Origin of the sequence: Collimonas antrihumi, assembly GCF_018304965.1 — a bacterium.
GTDB classification, from domain to species: Bacteria; Pseudomonadota; Gammaproteobacteria; order Burkholderiales; family Burkholderiaceae_D; genus Collimonas; species Collimonas antrihumi.
In genome coordinates, this window is sequence record NZ_JAGQED010000011.1 from 68,209 (window position 1) to 86,128 (window position 17,920).

The window sequence follows — 17,920 nt, forward strand, 5'->3', positions numbered from 1 at the left end:
TCAATGAAACGCAGAGCTTTCAGCAAATTGGTAGCAGCAGGGGCATTGGCCCTGTCAACATTCATGAACGTCGCGCACGCCGAGGCATCCACTGTGCGCATTTCACACGGCTACGGCATCCTCTATCTGCCGCTGATGGTGATACGCGACCAGCAATTGCTGGAAAAACAGGCCAAAAAAATGGGCCTGGGCGATATCAAGATCAACTGGCTGACGCTGGACGGCGGCAATGTGATTAACGATGCGATGCTGGCCGGGAACCTGGACATTGCCGGCACCGGCGCGCCGGGCTTCATTACCCTGTGGTCCAAGGCGCAAGGAATTCCGCGGTCGGAAGTGATCGGACTGGGAGCGTTGAGCACATCATCGCTTTGGCTGAATACCAATAATCCGAATATCAAATCGCTGAAAGACTTTACGTCAAAGGACAAGATTGCGATTCCCGGCATTAAGACTTCGTTGTCAGCAGTGGTGTTGCAGATGGCGGTCGCCAAAACCTTCGGCGCCGAAAACTATGCCAAGCTCGATCCGTTGACAGTCAGCCTGGGGCATCCGGAAGCCGTGGGTTCGCTGATGTCCGGCAAGACCGAGATCACGGCGCATTTCACCTCGCCGCCGTTCTCTTATCAAGAGCTGAAGAATCCCAAAATCACACGGGTGCTGAATTCCTCGGACGTGTTGGGTAACATCACGCTGGATGTAGTGTTCGCACTCAAGCAGTTCACGGAGAACAACCCAAAGCTGGTACAGGCTTTCATGGCAGCGCAAGAAGAGGCTAATGCCTATATCGAAAAGGACCGGCATGGTGCGGCCGAAACATTCATCCGCGTCTCCAAAATCAAGTTGACGGTCGACGAAGTGGAGAAAATGCTTGCAGATCCTGATGTCCAGTTTCACACCACGCCCAACGGCTTGATGCAATACGTGCTGTTCATGGACAAGGCCGGCACGATCAAGACGCGGCCGGCAAAATGGTCGGACATGTTTGTTCCATCTGTGCGTGGGCGGCAGGGGAGTTAAGAAACAGGGTGCCTGGCGGCAGGGTTGAAACTGGGAATGGCGGGGCGCATGGGGCGCATCGAAACATCTGCTTCTTGCTAGTTTCGGTCATTTTAGGATAGGCTTGCCGCTTTCGCACTTTCTTAAAGCAAAGAGAAACCCCGTCAATTATGGATATGCCATCTCACCAACTCACCATGACCGTGCTGATGTCGCCTGACATGGCTAATTTTTCCGGTAATGTGCACGGGGGCGCGATTCTCAAATTGCTCGACCAGGTAGCCTATGCCTGCGCCAGCCGCTACGCAGGGCAATACGTGGTGACGCTGAGTGTGGATCAGGTGACCTTTCGTCAACCGATCCATGTAGGCGAACTGGTCAGCTTCCTTGCCAGCGTCAATCATACCGGTACCTCATCGATGGAAGTCGGCATCAAGGTGGTGGCCGAGGACATCCGGACGCAAGTGGTGCGCCACGTCAATAGTTGCTTTTTCACAATGGTAGCCGTGGACGGCGAACGCCGCCCGGTTGCGGTGCCGCCGTTACGTCCGTTCAGTGCGGAGGAAAAGCGCCGGTTCGAAGGCGCCATCCTGCGCAAGCAGCTGCGCCAGGAGCTGGCGCGCCGCTTTGAAGATGCCAAGACGACCTGAGGATTATTCCTTTATCGACCACGGTTTCGCCAAATCCAGACCAAGCGACTCTGCAAATTTTGTCAACTGTGCAGCATCTTTTCCAGCGGGTAGTTCACGCAATGCAGTAAAGGCAATCCATTTCGCATCGACCTCGAAAAAGTCACGCAGATTGACGCGCGTATCGCTGCGGCCAAAGCCGTCCGTACCCAGCGTGACGTAGCGCGCCGGCACATAAGCGCGGATGCTTTCCGGAATGCTGCGCACATAGTCGCTGGCGGCGATGACCGGTGCGTTGCTGCGTCCGAGTTGCTGCGTGATGTAGGCGTCCGCGGAAGAATCGGTCAGGCGCTGCAATCGTTCGGCCGCGATGCCATCACGCGCCAGTTCCGTATAACTTGTGACACTCCAGACTTCGGCGTTGATGCCAAGTTTCTCCTTCAATAGAGCAGCCGCGCCGATCGCCTCCTTCAGGATCGGGCCGGCTGCCAGCAAACGAACGTCAGCATTCTCTTGTGGCAGCAGGCAGTACATGCCGCGCCTGATGCCTTCTTCGACGTCTGCCGGCATGCTTGGTTGCGCCTCGTTTTCATTGGTTACAGTGATGTAATAGAAAATATCTTCATTGTTGCCGAGCATGCGGCGCATGCCATCCTGTACGATTACCGCCAATTCATAGGCATAGGCCGGATCATAGGAAACACAGTTCGGCACCGTAGCTGCAACCAGATGGCTGGAACCATCCTGATGCTGCAAGCCTTCGCCCGCCAGGGTGGTGCGTCCCGAGGTGGCGCCGATCAGGAAACCGCGCGCCCGCTGGTCCGCTGCTGCCCAGATCAGGTCGCCGATACGCTGGAAACCGAACATCGAGTAGTAAATATAGAATGGCAGCATCGGCAAACCATGTACCGAATAGCTGGTCGCGGCGGCAGTCCAGGAAGAAATTGCGCCGGCTTCCGAGATGCCTTCTTCCAGGATCTGGCCATCCTTGGCTTCCCGGTAAGACAGAATGGAGCCGATGTCCTCAGGCTCGTACAGCTGGCCCTGCGACGAGTAGATGCCGACCTGCTTGAACAGGTTTGCCATGCCGAAAGTACGTGCTTCGTCGGCCACTATGGGCACTATGTGTTTGCCGATGCCATCGTCTTTCAGCAGGGTGCCAAGCATGCGCACCAACGCCATCGTGGTCGACATTTCCTTGCCATCGGCATTCAGTGCAAATTTCGCATAAGACGATATCTCCGGCGCCGCAATCTTTGTCTGCGATGCGCTGCGGCGGGGCATGAAGCCACCCAGTTCCGCACGCCGTTGCAGCAGATGGCGCATTTCGGGGCTGCCGTCTGCCGGCTTGTAGAACGCCAGCGCTTCGCAGTCTGCATCGGAAATCGGCAGGTGGAAACGGTCGCGGAATTCGAGCAAGGTGCCTGCGTCCAGCTTTTTCTGCTGGTGGGTGGTCATCTTGCCTTGTCCGGCAGCGCCCATGCCGAAGCCCTTCTTGGTTTGAGCGAGTATCACCGTCGGCTGGCCCCGATGATTTGCCGCAGCGAGGTACGCCGCATGGATTTTTTTCATGTCGTGACCACCACGATGCAGACGATCTATCTCGTCATCGGTCAGCGTCGCGCCGATTGCCTGCAACGCTGGATTTTGTCCAAAGAAGCGGGCGCGGTTGAAGGCGCCATCGTTGGCGGCGAAGGTCTGCAACTGGCCGTCTACTGTCTGGTTAAGCGCATTGAGCAGGTCGCCCGCCTGGTCGCGCGCGAACAACGGATCCCAGTCCGAACCCCATAGCAGCTTGATGACATTCCAGCCACAGCCGGCAAATATCGTTTCCAGCTCATCGACGATATGGCCATTGCCGCGCACCGGGCCGTCGAGCCGTTGCAAATTGCAGTTGACCACGAAGACCAGGTTGTCCAGCGTTTCGCGCGATGCCAGGCTGAGCGCCGCCAGCGATTCCGGCTCGTCCATCTCGCCGTCGCCGAATACGCCCCATACCTTGCGCTCTTGCGGCGCCAGCAAGCCGCGGTGTTCCATGTAGCGCATGAAGCGCGCCTGGTAGATGGCGCTGATCGGTCCGAGTCCCATCGAGCCGGTGGGAAATTGCCAGAAATTTTCCATCAGCCACGGGTGGGGATACGAAGACAGGCCCCGCGCGCCATGTTTTTTCGCCTCTATTTCCTGCCGGTAGAATGACAGTTCTTTCTCCGCCAACGTGCCTTCCAGGAAGGCGCGCGCATAAATGCCGGGTGCCGAATGCGCCTGGAAATAGACCAGGTCGCCGCCAAAAGAGTCGGTGCGCGCGCGGAAAAAATGATTGAAGCCGACTTCGAACAGGTCGGCCGCAGAAGCGTAACTGGCGATATGGCCGCCCAGCTCGCCGTAGGCGCGGTTGGCGCGTACCACCATCGCCAGTGCATTCCAGCGCATCAGACTGGCCAGGCGGCGTTCGATCGACAGTGCATCGGCGCCGCCCGGAAACGGCGGCTCGTCTTCGACACGAATGGTGTTGGCATAGGGTGTATTGCGCGCATCGCGCCATTTGACGCCCCACGTCTGCGCCGCTGCACTCAGGCGCGACAGCAGGTAACGTGCGCGTTCCGGCCCGGATGCTTGCATGGTGGCCTGCAGCGCGGCTAGCCATTCTTCAGTCTCCTGCGCATCACTGTCGAATGGATTGTTCAGATTGTTGACGGATGACATTTCCATGGTCCTCGTTCCTTGCCTGTGAGTTTAAGGATAAGGTAACGGTAAAGAAGCAGCATGGGCAACCTAAATTGACTGTGTATTTGCATTAATTAAGCATAAAATACTTCAATGATTAATCAATCAGATTTTTATACTGCATATGGATCTTGATTCAACGGATTTGCGTATTTTGATGGCGCTGCAGGAAAACTCAAATATCAGCAATATCGACCTGGCGAAGAAAATCAACCTGTCGGCGTCGCCGACGCTGGCGCGGGTCAAGAATCTGGAAGCCGAACAGGTGATCTCGCGTTACGTTGCGCTGGTCGATCCCCCCGCGCTTGGTTTGAAAATGAACGTTTTCATCCAGGTGAGCTTGGAAAAGCAAGAGTCCGCCGCGCTGGCGCGCTTCGAAAAAGCCGTCAGCCATTTCGAGCAGGTGATGGAGGTCTACCTGATGACCGGCGACGAGGACTATCTGCTGCGCATCGTGGTGCCGGATATCCAGGCACTGGAACGCTTTATCCTGGATCACCTGACAAAAATCCCGGGTATCAAGAATATCCGTTCGAGCTTTGCCTTGAAGCAGGTGAAATACAAGACGGCACTGCCGATCAACCCCTAAGGCAGAGCCATGACTCAAGCCTGCAAACGGCAATTATCCCGGGGTTGGCGCTCTGATTATTCAGTGCGCCGGTCCTGGCACAGGAAACGTGGAGAGAACGGCGTGTAAGATGATTTCTTGCGGTGCGCCTTGCGGATACCCGCGCGGCGCACCGGAGAATCAAACGGCTCAACCGTTGCGGAACAGGAAGCTATAAGCGTTAAGTGCAGGTACTCCGCCCAAGTGGGCATACAGCACCTTGGAACCTGCGGGAAACTCGCCCAGCCGCACTTTTTCGATCATTCCGTGCATCGACTTGCCTTCGTATACCGGGTCGGTCAACATGCCTTCCATGCGTGCGCACAGGCGGATCGCTTCCAGCGTGCCGTCGTTCGGCAAGCCATATTCCGGACCGCCGAAACGCGTATCCAGCACCACATCCTTGGCAGTGATGTCACGGCCCAGTTCGACCAGCCCGGCGGTGTTTTTCGCGATACGCAGAATCTGCTCGAAGGTCTGTTGCGGCTTGGCCGAAGCGTCGATGCCGATCACGCGGTCGGCACGGCCGTCGGCGGCAAAACCCACCAGCATGCCGGCTTGCGTGCTACCGGTTACCGAGCAGGTAACGATGTAATCGAACTTGAAACCCAGCTCGGCTTCCTGCTGCCTTACTTCCTCAGCAAAACCGACGAATCCCAGGCCGCCGCGCGGATGCTCCGAACAGCCGGCCGGGATAGGGAAGGGCTTGCCGCCGGCCTTGCGTACATCTTCCATGGCCTGCTCCCAGCTTTGGCGGATGCCGATATCGAAGCCGGCGGCGTCCAGCCGCACATCAGCGCCCATGATGCGCGACATCTCGATATTGCCGACCCGGTCATACACAGCATCCGAATAGTTAACCCAATTCTCTTGCACCAGTACGCACTTGAGGCCCAGGTGCGCAGCCACCGCGGCAACCTGGCGGGTTTGATTCGACTGGATGCCGCCGATCGAGACCAACGTGTCGTAGCCGCCTTCCAGCGCTTCAGGGATCAGGTATTCGAGCTTGCGGGTCTTGTTGCCGCCGAAGGCCAGGCCGCTGTTGCAGTCTTCGCGTTTGGCGTAAAGCGCAACCTTGCCGCCAAGGTGGGCGCTTAGCCGTTTCAGCGGCTGGATAGGTGTCGGTCCGAAAGTAAGCTGGTGACGTGGAAATTTTTTCAAGTTCATGGCAACGGCTCCTGGGGTTGGGGTGGGAGTAGGTATCCACGCATCAAGGCTGGCGAAGAAAACAGGCATGCTGAAATCCAGCTTTCATTGATGTTGAAACCAAATCCATATTAAAATCAATCGCAAGAAACATGGTTGCAAGTTTTATCGATTATTCAGATTTAAAATATGAGTATTGAAAACATAGGCATATTTTATTTTGCCTAAAGACATATGAAAGCAACAAAATTTCGCTCAAAGGCGTCGCCGGCCGATGCCACCGGCGAAACCATGGATCGCACCGACCGGGCGATCCTCAAGGCGCTACAGCGCGACGCCTCGGTGTCGAATGTTGCGTTGGCGGCCAAGGTGAACCTGAGCGCTCCCGCATGTCTGCGAAGAGTCGAGCGGCTCAAGGAATTGGGGCTGATCAAAGGGATCGTGGCGCTACTCGATCCACGCGCATTGGATGCCGGCACCTTGGTGATGATCGGCGTGGTGCTGGACCGATCGACGCCGGAGTCGTTTGCCGATTTCGAGCGGGCGGCGCAAAAAGTGTCGGGTTGCCTCGAGTGCCATGTGGTGACAGGAGAGTTCGACTACTTCATGCTGTTGCGGACCAAGGATAACGACAGCTACAACCGCCTCCATGCGGAGCAGTTGCTGTATTTGCCGGGAGTGCGGCAAATCCGTACATTCATGGTGCTCAAGCAAGTTCTCTCAACTACCCAGCTGCCGATCTAGCGCGCGATTGCGTATGCCAGATCGACTTGCATCGATTTGCGGTTATTTGCGTCGGCTTACTGTGATCTCAGATGATTCAACATATAGTCCAGGAATGTGTCGACCACGCGCGGCAGGGTACGCCCGATCAAGGTTTGCACTTCGACCTGGCACCCATCCAGGCCGCGATCGCGGATCGGCAGCATGGTCATTTTTCCCTCTGCGACCCTGTCCCGAACCGATACTTCTTGCCGCACAGAGAATGAATACCCTTCTGCGCAGGCCGCGTCAGCAAGTTGCTGGAAAATTTGCGAATTGATTTCCGACGAAGGATGGGTAATATCAATAAATGGAACGCGAGAACCATTCATCTTTAGCTGAGAAGTTATTGCAAGCGCCCGAGACCTTCGTGCGTGAACACCATTGTGCATTTTTGTACGAGCCTTATTCTAGAAAATTGCATCGACGGGTCTACTGTTATGAGCATGATCGGTATGAAATGTGGGTGCACATGGAGTCAGACCGCGCTGGGCGCTGATTCAAGGCTAATTTAAGGGTGTTCAAACTTCGCATAATTTGTAATCTGTATTGCTGCAAATTAGTTACTACGCCGTAGCCGGAACCCGCATCCAGCCTACGTTTGCGACGCGTAGTAACCAATTAAAAGAAGTGGACATTTTGTCCGTTTTTGCCCGTCTTTTCTGTTCTTCCTCTGCCATCAAATCCAGCATTTCGCTGCCACTGATTCCGGCTTCATGCGCGATGATTTTTGCGGTCAATGCGTCGGGGATTCGGCCCCCTTTTACGTATCTGTGCAGCGTTACTTGCTGCATGCCCCAGTCCTTCGATGCTTGATTGATTGAACGGCCTTTTAATGCTTTCGCTATCACTTCTAGATAACTCATAGTTATTCCCCATTGGCAACGGTTATACCTTTCGGTATAAATTTCGATTCATACCAACCGGTATAAGACCGTTCGGTTTGTAGGTAAACCTTACGCACATTTAATCAATCAGTCTAGGGGCTAGAAATCATGAAAAACACCATCCAAATTTTGCACGTTGTCACTGTTGCTGGTCGTTCGAAAAAAACCGGTAACGATTACGACATGCGTATGGCGCAATGCATCGTGCACAAGGTCAATCGTGACACTGGCGTGGTGGAACCTTTGGTCGGCGAATTGGTGCTGCCTGAGCGTTTCAAGGAAACTGCGCCGGGCATGTATGAGGTGGAATTTGAAGTCGCCATCTCGCAGCAAAAGCGCGTGGAATCGACTGTCGCATCGATTACGCCAATTTCTCAAAAGCCTGCTGCTAACGCGGCTCCGCAAGCCGCTGCTGCTAAGGCGGCGTAACCATGACTGCCATTCCGACCAGTATTTTCGAGACGCCTGCTGATGCTGCTGCTCGTCATTTGCGGTTGGCGCAAATTTCCAGTGACGGTCTTCATCGTGTTCTTGAAGAACGTCGCACATGTTTCAAGCAAGGTTTGTACTACGCCGCTATTGGGCTTGGCGAAATGGCTGCTAGTCGCATTTCATATCTTGGCGGCATGGCAGGGGAGTGGTAAGCATGCAACCGGAAATATATTTCGCCATGTTGATGGCGACGATGTACGGCTTTTGGGCGCTGAGTATCGGCGGCGTCTATTGGCTGCACATTTGGCTCTGTGAGACGTTCTGATGTCGACTTGTGCCAAAGCAGTACAGCAGCAAGACGGGTCTTACCTGCTCGTGTTGGATCCGTCTGTAACGATTGTCACCACATGTCAGTACGTGGTGCAAACGGGTGATGAGGCATCTTTGGGGTCACTACTCGCCTTAACACCCGATCAAGGTCTCGCTATCGGTTCGGCAATTGGTTTGTTGTTTGCCGGTGCGTGGCTCTTTCAACCAGTGATCCAAACTTTTAAGGGTGGTTCAAATGAAGAACATGATTAACGCAGTAAAGCACGCGTACTTGTCGAAAAAAGAAAAGCTGGCGATTGCTGGTACTGGCCTGTTGGCTGCTGCTGGTAGTGCGTCGGCTGCTGTGGACACCACGGCGATTACAACCGCACTCACTGATGCTGGCGCTGCTGTGGCGGTGGTTGGTGGTGCCGTGGTGGTCGCCTATGTCGGCGTCAAGGTGTTTCATCTGGTGCGTTCGGCGCTGTAATAGCGGAAGCAACAAAAATCAAACGGGGGCTTCGGCCTCCGTTCTTATTTCGGGGGATATATGGGATTGGTCGTGTTGATAGCGGTGGCCGGTGCGTTCTGGATTCTGTTCCGATCATGAACTACCTGCTGAAGCGGATTGTGGTCGGCGTGTGTATCGCGCTGGTGATGATGCTGGTGCATAAGGTCAGTCATGCGGCTGGTGCGTATTGGGTTCATACGGGCAATGGGTCTAGTGGTCAGTTTTCTAGCGCGGCGGCTGCGTGTACCGATTATGAGGTGCAAAACGAGGCGCAGTATGGATGGAAGTTTGATCATATTGTCCTGCATGATGGTTGGGCTGAGTGTTGGGCGCAGCAAGGCTATGCGCCGGTGTATCGTGGCAATGCGACTATGGTTGGCACGTGTAGTACCGGCATCGGTGCGGACGGCTCCTGTGGTCCTCCGCCGGTTGACTGTAGCTCTGGCAAGCCAACACAATTCCTGTTTGATACGGGGCCTGTCGGTCCAACGAAAAGCAAGGTGCCGACGAACGATGGCTTCTGCGGTTTGAGTGCCTATCCGAAGCCTGCTATTTCCAGTTGCTATAACTCGACTTCTGATCCTCGTACTGCGCATGTGATGTGTAATTATGTTGGCGCTCGTGACGGTACGACGGCTCCTAACGGCACTGCGCCGCCTCCTGTTGATCCCGCACCTGATTTGCCAAAGCCTCCCGTGCCGGTTCAGGTGCAGGGCGATCCGGGTCAAGGTTGTCCAGGCGGCACGCAGAATGTTGGTACTGATTCTAGTGGTACTCCCATGTGTAAAGGCATGGGTACGAACCCTGCATCGCAAGATCAGCAAAGCACGAAGAATCCTGATGTGACGACGAATAACGCCGATGGTTCTACAACCAAAAAGACAAGCGAAGTCGTGACCAACTCGGATGGCAGTAAAACGACTTACACGAATGAGTGCGTGACGGCGACAACCGGCTCGGTCAACTGCCACACCTACAACAGCACGGGCAAAACAATCACGGGTGCGCAGGGTAGCGCTGACGGCAAGGCTCCGGCTGCTGCTGGCACGTCTGGTGCGCCTGGCGGTGGTGATTGCAAAGATGGAAAGTCATGTAGTGACCTGTGTGCCTTGCATCCTGAGCTGAACGTTTGCTCAAATTCTCAGGTGTTAGGCGGTGGCTGCGATGGTGCGCAAGATACGACTGCTTGCACGGGCGATGCAATTTCTTGCGCCATCTTGAAACAGCAGCGTGTGGAGTGGTGCCAAAACTCGCAAACGACGCCGACTAAGACGTTGGGGGATGCCTTGTTGTCTGGGTCTGACCCGATGGCGTCAACGTTGCCGACTGCGGCTAACGGCCAGACGTTGGCGGTTGGGTCGCTTGATCAATCTGGTTTCTTGGGTGGTGGTGGGTGCATCACGGATAAGACGATAACGCTGATGGGTGTGTCTAGGTCGTTACCGTTCTCGCAGGTGTGTCCGTATCTGTTGCCTTTGCGTGGGGCCATCATGGTGGTGGCGGGCTTGGTGTCGCTGGCGATGATGCGTGGCGCGATTATGGGGGGCTGATTATGCCGTTGCTTGCGTTGTTACCGGAGTTGTTGGGTGGGCTGGCCTTCGTTATGGGGTCGTTGGTGGGGCGTGTGTTGCTGGCGTTGGGGATGAGTTACGTGACGTACAGTGGCATTGATGCGATCAATTCCAACATTGTCAGTACAGTCCAGTCGAACCTGTCTGGTGTTGGTGCTGATGTCGTCGGCATGCTGTCGTATCTGTGGCTGGATAAGGCGGTGAGCATGGTGTTGTCGTCGTATGCGGCGGCGGTGGCGATGAAGGTGACGGCGGGTTCGATCACAAAAATGGTGATAAAAAAATGATTACTATAATCACGGGATTGCCTGGTAACGGTAAGACGCTGTACGCGTTGTGGTTCGTCAAAATGTGGGCTGAAAAAGACAATCGGCCTGTGTTCTATTCGGGGATCAATGACCTGAAATTGCCTTGGACTGAGATCGACGCTGATAAGTGGTTTGATGCGCCGCCAAACTCCATTGTGGTCATTGATGAGTGTCAGCGGGTGTTCCGTCCGCGTACCGCAACAAAGGAGGTGCCTAAGCACGTATCTGAGCTTGAGACGCATCGCCACAAGGGTATTGATCTTGTGCTGATTACTCAGCATCCGTCGCTGGCTGATATCGCGTTGAGGCGGTTGGCGGGTAAGCATATGCATGTGGTGCGGCGGTGGGGTACACAGTCGGCGACGGTGCATGAATGGCCTGCGGTCAAGGATAACTGCGATAAGAATCCGGGCCGCAAGGATTCGATCAAACATGCGTGGAAATATCCCAAAGCGGTGTATGAGTACTATAAAAGCGCTGAGGTGCACACGGTTAAAAGACATATACCGATGCGTGTCATCATGCTATTTGTTATTCCGCTGCTGCTGATCGGTGCGGGATATTACTTCTATCATTTCGTGATGAAGCGGGTGCATCCTGAGCTGCAGTTGCAGGCTACGGCGCAAGGGCAGCAGATGGTCGGTACGGCTCAGGGCGGTGTCCAGCGCGCCTCGTACAAGAATGCAAAGGATGATGCTCAGCAGTTCATGTTTGACCGGACGCCGCGTGTTGCTGGATTGCCGCAGACGGCTCCCAGGTATGACGAAGTGACGAAGCCCACTACTGCGCCGGTGCCGGCCGCTTGCGTGGCCAATGCGAAGCGATGCGATTGTTTCACTCAGCAGGCGACGCCTATTAACGTGCCTGACCTGCTCTGTCGTGACATTGTGGCGCGTGGCTATTTTGTCGATTTTGATGATAACGGCGGTCACAATCAAAAGCAGGGCGTGGCGATGGCGGCGGCTGATACGCGGGTGGCAGAGCCTACGCAAAAAGCGACTGGCGGCGGTTCTGGTGCGGTGGTGGCGGTCTTGGGCGATGAAGAGGGGTACGGCGTTCTCGGAAAGCGCACAGGTCGCTCTGCGGGCTCGAAATAAGCGTGACGCGTCACGAAAAATTGCGGCTGATTAGAGACGGCCCGAAGGGCAAAATATCCCCACGTTAGCAAGGCCAAAGGTTTTTACATGCGGTGTTCCGTGCAAATGCCGGTCGCCGCGACAAGCGCCGCGAGGGGGATTTTTAGTCGTGCAGTCATGCCGGCCGATGGGGTAGGGTAGAAGCGCATCACGTAATAACCCCTCGCTCCTGAAAAACCGGTTTTGACGTTGGGTTGTGGTGCGTGGCTGAGGTGCAAGGGGTGGCGGTCGTTGTGTGCCCGCCGCCCAGTCGGTCGCGAAGCGGCGGCAGGCGGCGGGCGCGCAGCGCCCGCCTAAACTTGTACTACGAACACTTAACGGAACCAAGTAAACAAAGGGTTTCCAGCCGATAGGCAAATGAACTAGGTTTTTTGAAGTCCAGTTTTTGAAGTACAAAAGAAAAAGCCCCGAAGTGATCGAAACACTTCGGGGCCGTCCGATAAACCAGATAGCAGCTGGAGTACCGAATGCACGAATTTCACACCGATTCTATCGAGTCGTCAAGTACTTTTGTAACAACTCCGCAAGAAAAACCACAAGGCTGGACAGATGACGGTGACCGCAACACGTGGCAGGACGTGTACACGGCTCGCCAGCGTATTTTCCCGAATGGACAGTCTGAACTGACTATCTCTAAGGAAAAATACTTTATAGGTCCTGCGGTCCTCGGTAAAGCGCGTGCAAAGCGTGGCGAGCGCATGACGGACGATGAGGGCAATGTAGAGGATGACGAACAGTTCGGATCGCGTCGCGCTCGCAATGATGACGTTGCCTCGCGTCGTGCAAAAAAGAATGTTCGCCTCTGCTGCAAGGAAATCAGTGCTGATCGGCTTGTGACGTTGACATACCGTGAAAACATGAAGGACCGTGATCTAGCGCTTAAGCATTTTGACGGCTTCAGGCGTCGTTTGGGGCGGTGTAAGGCGTTTCACTATGTCGCCGTCATGGAAGAGCAAGAGCGGGGCGCTATTCACTTCCATATCGCTGTTAATGGTCGGCAGGATTACAACCTTGTGCGCTCGATCTGGCAATCGGTTGTCGGTCTTGGTCAAAAGGGTGAACAGATGGCGCAAGCGAATGTCCGTGATCCTCACAAGTTCGGCTTCGGCAAGAATGGCGCTCACAAACTGGCGTCATACATTGCGAAGTACTGCGGCAAACAGATGGATGTGCGTGAGCTGAATCAAAAGCGTTATTTCCGGTCTAAGGGCATCGTTCTGCCGGTGGTTAATACCTGGCGAATTTCCGCAACTACGATGCTTGGTGCTGTTCAGACGGCGTTTAGCATCGTTGCTGAGTTCGGGCTAGAGGGTGTTCAGACATGGTGCAATAACGCGTTGGGCGTCGTTTGGATAGCTACAGCGCCGCGAAGTGGGCCGCTGATAAATACCTGTCCGTTTTGAGTCAAGGTTGAATTCGATTGTGGTGCCGGACACTAGGCCAAGTTTTATTCGTGCTGGGTTGAAATTCATCTGACGCATGATATTTTGGTGTTCGGTGTGTTGTAAACGCAACAGTTCTGGAATCCACCATGGAATTTTTCGTTCGCCTTTCAACCAAGCGCGGACAGATTTTTCTGATCGTCGTAGGCGTTTGCTAAGGTCTTTTATCGGGATGCCTTGGGCGTAAAATTGCATTTCGATGGGGTTCGCATAACGTGTGTTTGGGTACTGCATTCTGGCTCCGATTTTGGACAAAAAAAAAGCTCAAGTTTGACACTTGAGCCATTATTTTGCAGCGCTACCAATTACGCATAATTTGTAGAATATCCAGTACCCTTTTTACCTCATATCACCACGCCGAGAACAAGCTCCGGCGCGGGGTACAGCGTGATATGAGTGACTCAAAATTTCCGGAAATTTTTTCCACGGCTACCGCAATAGTCGCCACTCCCGCGACTGCAAACTGTAAAGAAATTCGCTCCCAATAAGCCCGTTTCGCTGGGTTCTTTTCCCTGTCCTTGTGTACCGCTGCTAGTGCCGCTCTGAGGTCGATTTTCGCCATGTCGGCCAGCATCGAAACTTCGGCGTCGTCCGGCGCTCGGCGTTGACTTCTGAGGTCTGAAATCCTCGCAGTCGTTACGCCAAGCCGTTGAGCGAGGGAATAGTCACTTGTCAATCCCTGCTGTTGCTTGGCTGCATCAATTAAGTCAATTTGGTTCATAAAACCTCCTTTTTTGCCACTTTACACTACCGCTCGCCGTTGACAACACTCGCACCTGCGAGCTACCTTTCGCACAACTCGCAACCGCGAGCTAATTTAAGCGAAAAGGAATTTACCATGAGCGATGCACCTAAACAGCCTCTTAAGGCAAATCAAACAGTAATCGTTGGTCGTATTGACAACGTCCGCAACTTCGAAGTCTCGGGCAAGAACACTTTCGAGACCCGCGTTATCCAGGCAGCAGCCGACGAGTATTCCTCCCCTTCAGCGGTAGCACTGATGTCCCATCACCGGCTTGGCGGCTCCGGCGATCTCGTCCAAGTTTTGGTGTCGGTTGCCGGTTTCCGTGACAGCTACAAGGACAAGCAGGGCGGTACTGTGCAGACCGCTCGCAACACCCTACGCGTGGTCGAGTAAGGCTTTTGACGTTGGGCTTGTCCCAGTTATCAACAAGTGGAAAACGGGAGGAAAAGTGGGCAAATATCAGGATGGCGTTGATCAGTATGAAAAAGATTTTCAAGGTGTTCAAAAAAAGAATTCGATTTTTGAAACCTTCGGTGCCAAGCCGTTTGACCCGCTGGAAATGGTCCGTGATGAATTGCGATACAAGCGCCTCCGTCGAAACATCGGCGTGGCTGCAAAGCTGCACGAGATCAGCGTGGCGGCGGGTCGCAAAAATCATAACGTCATCATGGTCACGTTGACCTACGCAGTTGATAACTGGGACTCGCTGCACATGTCTACCTACATCAGGCATGTGCGGCAATGGATGTTTCGGCGTACCGGCCAAAAACTGAAATATGTGTGGGTCGCTGAAATGCAAAAGCGTGGCGTGATTCATTACCACGTTCTGTATTGGATGCCTCGTGGCATAACGATGCCAAAGGCTGACAAACAGGGGTGGTGGCCGCATGGCTCGACGAAGACGGAAAAGGCAAACAAGCCCGTTGCCTATGCGATGAAATACGCGTCGAAACTGGATTCGAAAGAGGGGTTTCCAAATGGTGCAAGAACATATGGTGTTGGCGGTCTCGTTGAAGCTGATCGCAGTGCTCGCCGCTGGTTTAATTTTCCTGGCTTTATTAAAGCACGTGCGGCGGTCGGTGACTGTTGGAAGCGATCGGTGGGAGGTGGATGGCTTGAACATGCAACAGGTCAGTTATGGCCTTCAGAGTGGGGCGTTTGCCTTGTCACGAAACTTAGATTGTCCATCGTCCGTCTTCACGATCATGGCCGTCCCCTCGATGTCGGAGGGCCGTTCTCATGGCTGAAGCCAAATCTGCAGGTCGCGTAAACAGTCTGATGCGCACTGAGTACATGCAGCAGCGTCGGCAAGCGGTGTGCATGCAAATGCGCGCCAATTACAGTGACCTCGATGTAGATGGGTACATGGATTTTCTTTTTGCGCATCAGGCAGATCTTGGCGCGGATTTTGTAACTCGGCAGGTTGAGTGGGCCGAAAGTATTTTGCAAGGCCGCCTTGCCGTGGCACTACCGGGGGCCAAGCGTCCAGCGGCCCCGGTGAACAGCCTTCCACACGGCGCAGCCGGTGGAGGCGGCTCCACGGAGTCGGCTGTTCGCATACGGGCGCATTGGGAGTGACGGATGTTTGATACAGCATCAGTACAGGATTTACTCGCAGCGTGTGGGTTCGTTGTGGTCTTCGCGCTCGGGTGGATAGCGGGGTCGCTCTCATGAGTGATCTCGCTGTAATGATCGGGGGCTTGGTGAGTTGCTTTGCTCTCGGTTTCACAATGGGTCGGACGATTAAGGCTGTCCGACAATTTTTTGATTCAATGTCATAGGGGAAATTCAAATGAGCAAAATTCTGCAAAAATCAAAACTGCTGGCCGTTAAGGTTGGCGTTCCTGTCGCGGTTCTGGTGGCTACTGGTGCCGCTAATGCTGCGGCTACTCTCGACCCTTCGGTCGCAACGGCATTCACCGCCATCGGCGATAACGCGACTGCCATGTTTGGTTTGGCGATGCCTGTCGTTGCATCGGTGTTGGGCATGTTCATTGTTCTGCGCCTGTTCAAGAAATTCGGCAATAAGGCTGCTTAATTCGTATGCTACGCGCTGCCATCCTGCTGACTCTTTGCATGGTGACAGCGTGGGCGCTCGAGGTGCATCAAAAAGCCTCCTCCCCCATGCCTCCAGGCGCTAGCCGGGGGCATGGGGGAGGGGGCTTTTCTTCTTCTGAGTGTGATTGTTTAATTCCTCCTAATCGTGGCCTTTATCGGTGACCGTATGAGACGACTAGCATCCTTGTTGCTGATTTTGTTGATCGTGCTGGATCCGGTCATCGCTATTGCCGTAACGCCCACTGTGCTACCTCCCGCGGGTGTCGCTGGGCCGTACTCAACATGGTTTCCGTCCGGTCAGACTGGCTATGTAACCGGCGTGGCTGAGAGTTCTTATATTTCAGGCCCAGACTTGAAAGCTGCAAAGTTGGCAAAAACGATGATCAATGCAGGCTTGTCGGGCCCTGTGGAGGTAGCTGTTACAGCTGAGGCTACTGTTGGGGCTGATGCGATTGCGGTGCGTGCGGGTGCGATGGCGGTGCCTGTGGTTGGGCAGGTTATTACCGTTGTCGCTACTACTTATCAGCTGGCTCAGATGCTGAAAGATGCGGGCTATCGCTATGGTAATTGTCAAAATCCCGGCTTGGTTGTTGGGCCGGGTCAAGGGTATTGCAAGCCTGATCCGAAAAATCCACCACAGGTTACGTCAGGCTGGATTGCTGCGGATATTGGGACTGCAACCAAATTTTCATCTGGACAAGCTGCCTGCGATGCCGACAAGATACATAATGGATGGGGCTTTTCACCGACATTCGTTGTCGAGACGCCTGACCCTGGTCAAACTGCGGCGGGTAGTTGTAAGTATCAGGGTGCAGGTTCTCAGCTCTCCATTGTTTATACTGCTGACGCGCCGTCAACGCCGGGTGGTTTTCTGCCTGCCACTGCTGATGATGTGGCCGGTGCGGTCAAGTTGAAAATGATCGCGGATTCGAATGCACGCAAGGCGCTGTTCGATGCGATGCGTGCTGACGCTACCGGCACGCAGCAGCCGGACACTTTGCCGCCGTTGTATCCGGCTACATCGCCGGTTACTGTAACTGCGCCTCCGGTGACTTCTCCGGCGTCTTCGCCAAGTATCCAGACAATTCCTAAGCCTGACGGTTCTATTGACACGGTGAAGACGACTGAACAGACGACGGTGACGCCGACCACAACCGGCACGACTGTGGGTGATACAAAGACGACCTTTCCGAGTACCACCACCACCACGACAACGACGACTAACAACGTTACGAATCAAACCACGACAAGCACGAACGTCGTGAACAATCCACCTGCGTTGCCGCAGTTTCCGAACGATTACAACAAAGAGGTGACGCAACAGCAGATCGAGCGTGATCTCAACACGGACTCAGCGCAAGCGATGCCTGACCAGCAGAAAGTCATCACGGATGCGGGTACTCAGGGCGATACTGATCGCGACAAAATTTACACCGATATCAAGTCAGGTCAGCAAGATAAAAGCGCGTGGTTTTCGTGGGTCTGGTCGCCGCCTGTTGGCGTTTGTTCGCCGATCACTGGCACGATTGCAGGCTTTCATGTCGAGTGGGATTTGTGCCCATCTATCGCTATCATCCAGGCGATTATTGGTTGGTTGCTTGCGATATTCAGTGGTGCTGAAGTGTACGGTCAATTATTCAGGCGGGAGGATTAG

General features: G+C 54.5%; 21 protein-coding genes. 16 read left to right on the forward strand and 5 right to left on the reverse strand.

Annotation, left to right across the window (positions count from 1 at the left end; all coding sequences use genetic code 11):
• The first annotated feature begins 3 nt into the window (after positions 1 to 3).
• Both KHU29_RS11785 and KHU29_RS11790 read left to right on the forward strand, forming a co-directional pair.
• Positions 4 to 1,020: an ABC transporter substrate-binding protein gene (locus KHU29_RS11785; RefSeq protein ID WP_211452996.1), complete on the forward strand. Its 1,017-nt coding sequence runs from the start codon at positions 4 to 6 to the stop codon at positions 1,018 to 1,020.
• A gap of 149 nt (positions 1,021 to 1,169) precedes the next feature.
• Positions 1,170 to 1,649, forward strand: coding sequence for an acyl-CoA thioesterase (locus tag KHU29_RS11790; protein ID WP_211452997.1), 480 nt, complete (start codon positions 1,170 to 1,172; stop codon positions 1,647 to 1,649).
• A gap of 3 nt (positions 1,650 to 1,652) precedes the next feature.
• Here KHU29_RS11790 and mdeB read toward each other — a convergent pair whose 3' ends face one another.
• Entirely contained in the window at positions 1,653 to 4,337 is a 2,685-nt protein-coding gene (gene mdeB / locus KHU29_RS11795; RefSeq protein ID WP_211452998.1) for an alpha-ketoglutarate dehydrogenase, read from the reverse strand.
• 139 nt (positions 4,338 to 4,476) lie between these two features.
• On the opposite strand from mdeB, the gene KHU29_RS11800 reads away from it, so the two are divergent.
• A complete protein-coding gene (locus KHU29_RS11800; protein WP_211452999.1) occupies positions 4,477 to 4,941 on the forward strand; it encodes an Lrp/AsnC family transcriptional regulator in 465 nt (154 codons plus the stop codon).
• A gap of 168 nt (positions 4,942 to 5,109) precedes the next feature.
• On the opposite strand, the gene KHU29_RS11805 is transcribed toward KHU29_RS11800, so the two are convergent.
• On the reverse strand, positions 5,110 to 6,126 hold the full coding sequence (locus KHU29_RS11805) for a 1-aminocyclopropane-1-carboxylate deaminase (protein WP_211453000.1): 1,017 nt from the start codon (positions 6,124 to 6,126) through the stop codon (positions 5,110 to 5,112).
• A 213-nt stretch (positions 6,127 to 6,339) separates the two neighbouring features.
• On the opposite strand from KHU29_RS11805, the gene KHU29_RS11810 reads away from it, so the two are divergent.
• Positions 6,340 to 6,849 (forward strand): Lrp/AsnC family transcriptional regulator, encoded by a 510-nt coding sequence (locus tag KHU29_RS11810; RefSeq protein ID WP_211453001.1) that lies wholly within the window; start codon positions 6,340 to 6,342, stop codon positions 6,847 to 6,849.
• 56 nt (positions 6,850 to 6,905) lie between these two features.
• Here KHU29_RS11810 and KHU29_RS22355 read toward each other — a convergent pair whose 3' ends face one another.
• Both KHU29_RS22355 and KHU29_RS11815 read right to left on the reverse strand, forming a co-directional pair.
• Positions 6,906 to 7,040 carry a hypothetical protein gene (locus KHU29_RS22355; protein ID WP_281416113.1) on the reverse strand — a complete coding sequence of 45 codons (135 nt, stop codon included), beginning with the start codon at positions 7,038 to 7,040 and terminating at the stop codon, positions 6,906 to 6,908.
• Between the two features lie 393 nt (positions 7,041 to 7,433).
• Positions 7,434 to 7,733, reverse strand: coding sequence for a hypothetical protein (locus KHU29_RS11815; RefSeq protein ID WP_211453002.1), 300 nt, complete (start codon positions 7,731 to 7,733; stop codon positions 7,434 to 7,436).
• Between the two features lie 129 nt (positions 7,734 to 7,862).
• Between KHU29_RS11815 and KHU29_RS11820 the strand changes: the two genes are divergently transcribed.
• The 8 genes from KHU29_RS11820 (at position 7,863) to KHU29_RS11855 (ending at position 13,424) form a co-directional block, all read left to right on the forward strand.
• Positions 7,863 to 8,183: a hypothetical protein gene (locus KHU29_RS11820; protein WP_211453003.1), complete on the forward strand. Its 321-nt coding sequence runs from the start codon at positions 7,863 to 7,865 to the stop codon at positions 8,181 to 8,183.
• 2 nt (positions 8,184 to 8,185) lie between these two features.
• Entirely contained in the window at positions 8,186 to 8,398 is a 213-nt protein-coding gene (locus tag KHU29_RS11825; RefSeq protein ID WP_211453004.1) for a hypothetical protein, read from the forward strand.
• A 112-nt stretch (positions 8,399 to 8,510) separates the two neighbouring features.
• Complete coding sequence (locus KHU29_RS11830; RefSeq protein ID WP_211453005.1) at positions 8,511 to 8,768, forward strand: hypothetical protein; 258 nt, start codon at positions 8,511 to 8,513, stop codon at positions 8,766 to 8,768.
• The gene (locus tag KHU29_RS11835) at positions 8,752 to 8,985 is read left to right on the forward strand and encodes a major capsid protein (RefSeq protein WP_246541874.1); all 234 of its coding nucleotides are present in this window, start codon (positions 8,752 to 8,754) and stop codon (positions 8,983 to 8,985) included. The genes KHU29_RS11830 and KHU29_RS11835 overlap by 17 nt, the downstream gene beginning before the upstream one ends.
• Positions 8,986 to 9,101: 116 nt before the next feature.
• The gene (locus tag KHU29_RS11840) at positions 9,102 to 10,556 is read left to right on the forward strand and encodes a hypothetical protein (protein WP_211453006.1); all 1,455 of its coding nucleotides are present in this window, start codon (positions 9,102 to 9,104) and stop codon (positions 10,554 to 10,556) included.
• Positions 10,557 to 10,558: 2 nt separating this feature from the next.
• Positions 10,559 to 10,864 (forward strand): DUF2523 domain-containing protein, encoded by a 306-nt coding sequence (locus tag KHU29_RS11845; protein ID WP_211453007.1) that lies wholly within the window; start codon positions 10,559 to 10,561, stop codon positions 10,862 to 10,864.
• Entirely contained in the window at positions 10,861 to 11,982 is a 1,122-nt protein-coding gene (locus KHU29_RS11850; protein ID WP_211453008.1) for a zonular occludens toxin domain-containing protein, read from the forward strand. Before KHU29_RS11845 ends, KHU29_RS11850 begins: the two co-directional genes overlap by 4 nt.
• A gap of 506 nt (positions 11,983 to 12,488) precedes the next feature.
• A complete protein-coding gene (locus KHU29_RS11855; RefSeq protein WP_211453009.1) occupies positions 12,489 to 13,424 on the forward strand; it encodes a rolling circle replication-associated protein in 936 nt (311 codons plus the stop codon).
• 388 nt (positions 13,425 to 13,812) lie between these two features.
• Here the strand turns inward: KHU29_RS11855 and KHU29_RS11860 are convergent, their stop codons facing one another.
• A complete protein-coding gene (locus tag KHU29_RS11860) occupies positions 13,813 to 14,184 on the reverse strand; it encodes a hypothetical protein (protein ID WP_211453010.1) in 372 nt (123 codons plus the stop codon).
• 117 nt (positions 14,185 to 14,301) lie between these two features.
• Here KHU29_RS11860 and KHU29_RS11865 point away from each other — a divergent pair, with 117 nt between their 5' ends.
• The 4 genes from KHU29_RS11865 to KHU29_RS11880 all read left to right on the forward strand — a co-directional run bounded on the left by KHU29_RS11865 (position 14,302) and on the right by KHU29_RS11880 (position 17,920).
• Complete coding sequence (locus KHU29_RS11865; protein ID WP_211453011.1) at positions 14,302 to 14,601, forward strand: hypothetical protein; 300 nt, start codon at positions 14,302 to 14,304, stop codon at positions 14,599 to 14,601.
• 55 nt (positions 14,602 to 14,656) lie between these two features.
• The gene (locus KHU29_RS11870; RefSeq protein ID WP_211453012.1) at positions 14,657 to 15,478 is read left to right on the forward strand and encodes a rolling circle replication-associated protein; all 822 of its coding nucleotides are present in this window, start codon (positions 14,657 to 14,659) and stop codon (positions 15,476 to 15,478) included.
• A 522-nt stretch (positions 15,479 to 16,000) separates the two neighbouring features.
• The gene (locus KHU29_RS11875; RefSeq protein WP_211453013.1) at positions 16,001 to 16,246 is read left to right on the forward strand and encodes a major coat protein; all 246 of its coding nucleotides are present in this window, start codon (positions 16,001 to 16,003) and stop codon (positions 16,244 to 16,246) included.
• Between the two features lie 204 nt (positions 16,247 to 16,450).
• On the forward strand, positions 16,451 to 17,920 hold the full coding sequence (locus tag KHU29_RS11880; protein WP_211453014.1) for a hypothetical protein: 1,470 nt from the start codon (positions 16,451 to 16,453) through the stop codon (positions 17,918 to 17,920).

Excerpts from the sequence above, each read along its gene's own strand:
- KHU29_RS11785 (WP_211452996.1), top strand. The coding sequence starts at position 4 with ATGAAACGCAGAGCTTTCAGCAAATTGGTAGCAGCAGGGGCATTGGCC.
- KHU29_RS11790 (WP_211452997.1), top strand. The coding sequence starts at position 1,170 with ATGGATATGCCATCTCACCAACTCACCATGACCGTGCTGATGTCGCCT.
- mdeB (WP_211452998.1), bottom strand. The coding sequence starts at position 4,337 with ATGGAAATGTCATCCGTCAACAATCTGAACAATCCATTCGACAGTGAT.
- KHU29_RS11800 (WP_211452999.1), top strand. The coding sequence starts at position 4,477 with ATGGATCTTGATTCAACGGATTTGCGTATTTTGATGGCGCTGCAGGAA.
- KHU29_RS11805 (WP_211453000.1), bottom strand. The coding sequence starts at position 6,126 with ATGAACTTGAAAAAATTTCCACGTCACCAGCTTACTTTCGGACCGACA.
- KHU29_RS11810 (WP_211453001.1), top strand. The coding sequence starts at position 6,340 with ATGAAAGCAACAAAATTTCGCTCAAAGGCGTCGCCGGCCGATGCCACC.
- KHU29_RS22355 (WP_281416113.1), bottom strand. The coding sequence starts at position 7,040 with ATGACCATGCTGCCGATCCGCGATCGCGGCCTGGATGGGTGCCAGGTC.
- KHU29_RS11815 (WP_211453002.1), bottom strand. The coding sequence starts at position 7,733 with ATGAGTTATCTAGAAGTGATAGCGAAAGCATTAAAAGGCCGTTCAATC.
- KHU29_RS11820 (WP_211453003.1), top strand. The coding sequence starts at position 7,863 with ATGAAAAACACCATCCAAATTTTGCACGTTGTCACTGTTGCTGGTCGT.
- KHU29_RS11825 (WP_211453004.1), top strand. The coding sequence starts at position 8,186 with ATGACTGCCATTCCGACCAGTATTTTCGAGACGCCTGCTGATGCTGCT.
- KHU29_RS11830 (WP_211453005.1), top strand. The coding sequence starts at position 8,511 with ATGTCGACTTGTGCCAAAGCAGTACAGCAGCAAGACGGGTCTTACCTG.
- KHU29_RS11835 (WP_246541874.1), top strand. The coding sequence starts at position 8,752 with ATGAAGAACATGATTAACGCAGTAAAGCACGCGTACTTGTCGAAAAAA.
- KHU29_RS11840 (WP_211453006.1), top strand. The coding sequence starts at position 9,102 with ATGAACTACCTGCTGAAGCGGATTGTGGTCGGCGTGTGTATCGCGCTG.
- KHU29_RS11845 (WP_211453007.1), top strand. The coding sequence starts at position 10,559 with ATGCCGTTGCTTGCGTTGTTACCGGAGTTGTTGGGTGGGCTGGCCTTC.
- KHU29_RS11850 (WP_211453008.1), top strand. The coding sequence starts at position 10,861 with ATGATTACTATAATCACGGGATTGCCTGGTAACGGTAAGACGCTGTAC.
- KHU29_RS11855 (WP_211453009.1), top strand. The coding sequence starts at position 12,489 with ATGCACGAATTTCACACCGATTCTATCGAGTCGTCAAGTACTTTTGTA.
- KHU29_RS11860 (WP_211453010.1), bottom strand. The coding sequence starts at position 14,184 with ATGAACCAAATTGACTTAATTGATGCAGCCAAGCAACAGCAGGGATTG.
- KHU29_RS11865 (WP_211453011.1), top strand. The coding sequence starts at position 14,302 with ATGAGCGATGCACCTAAACAGCCTCTTAAGGCAAATCAAACAGTAATC.
- KHU29_RS11875 (WP_211453013.1), top strand. The coding sequence starts at position 16,001 with ATGAGCAAAATTCTGCAAAAATCAAAACTGCTGGCCGTTAAGGTTGGC.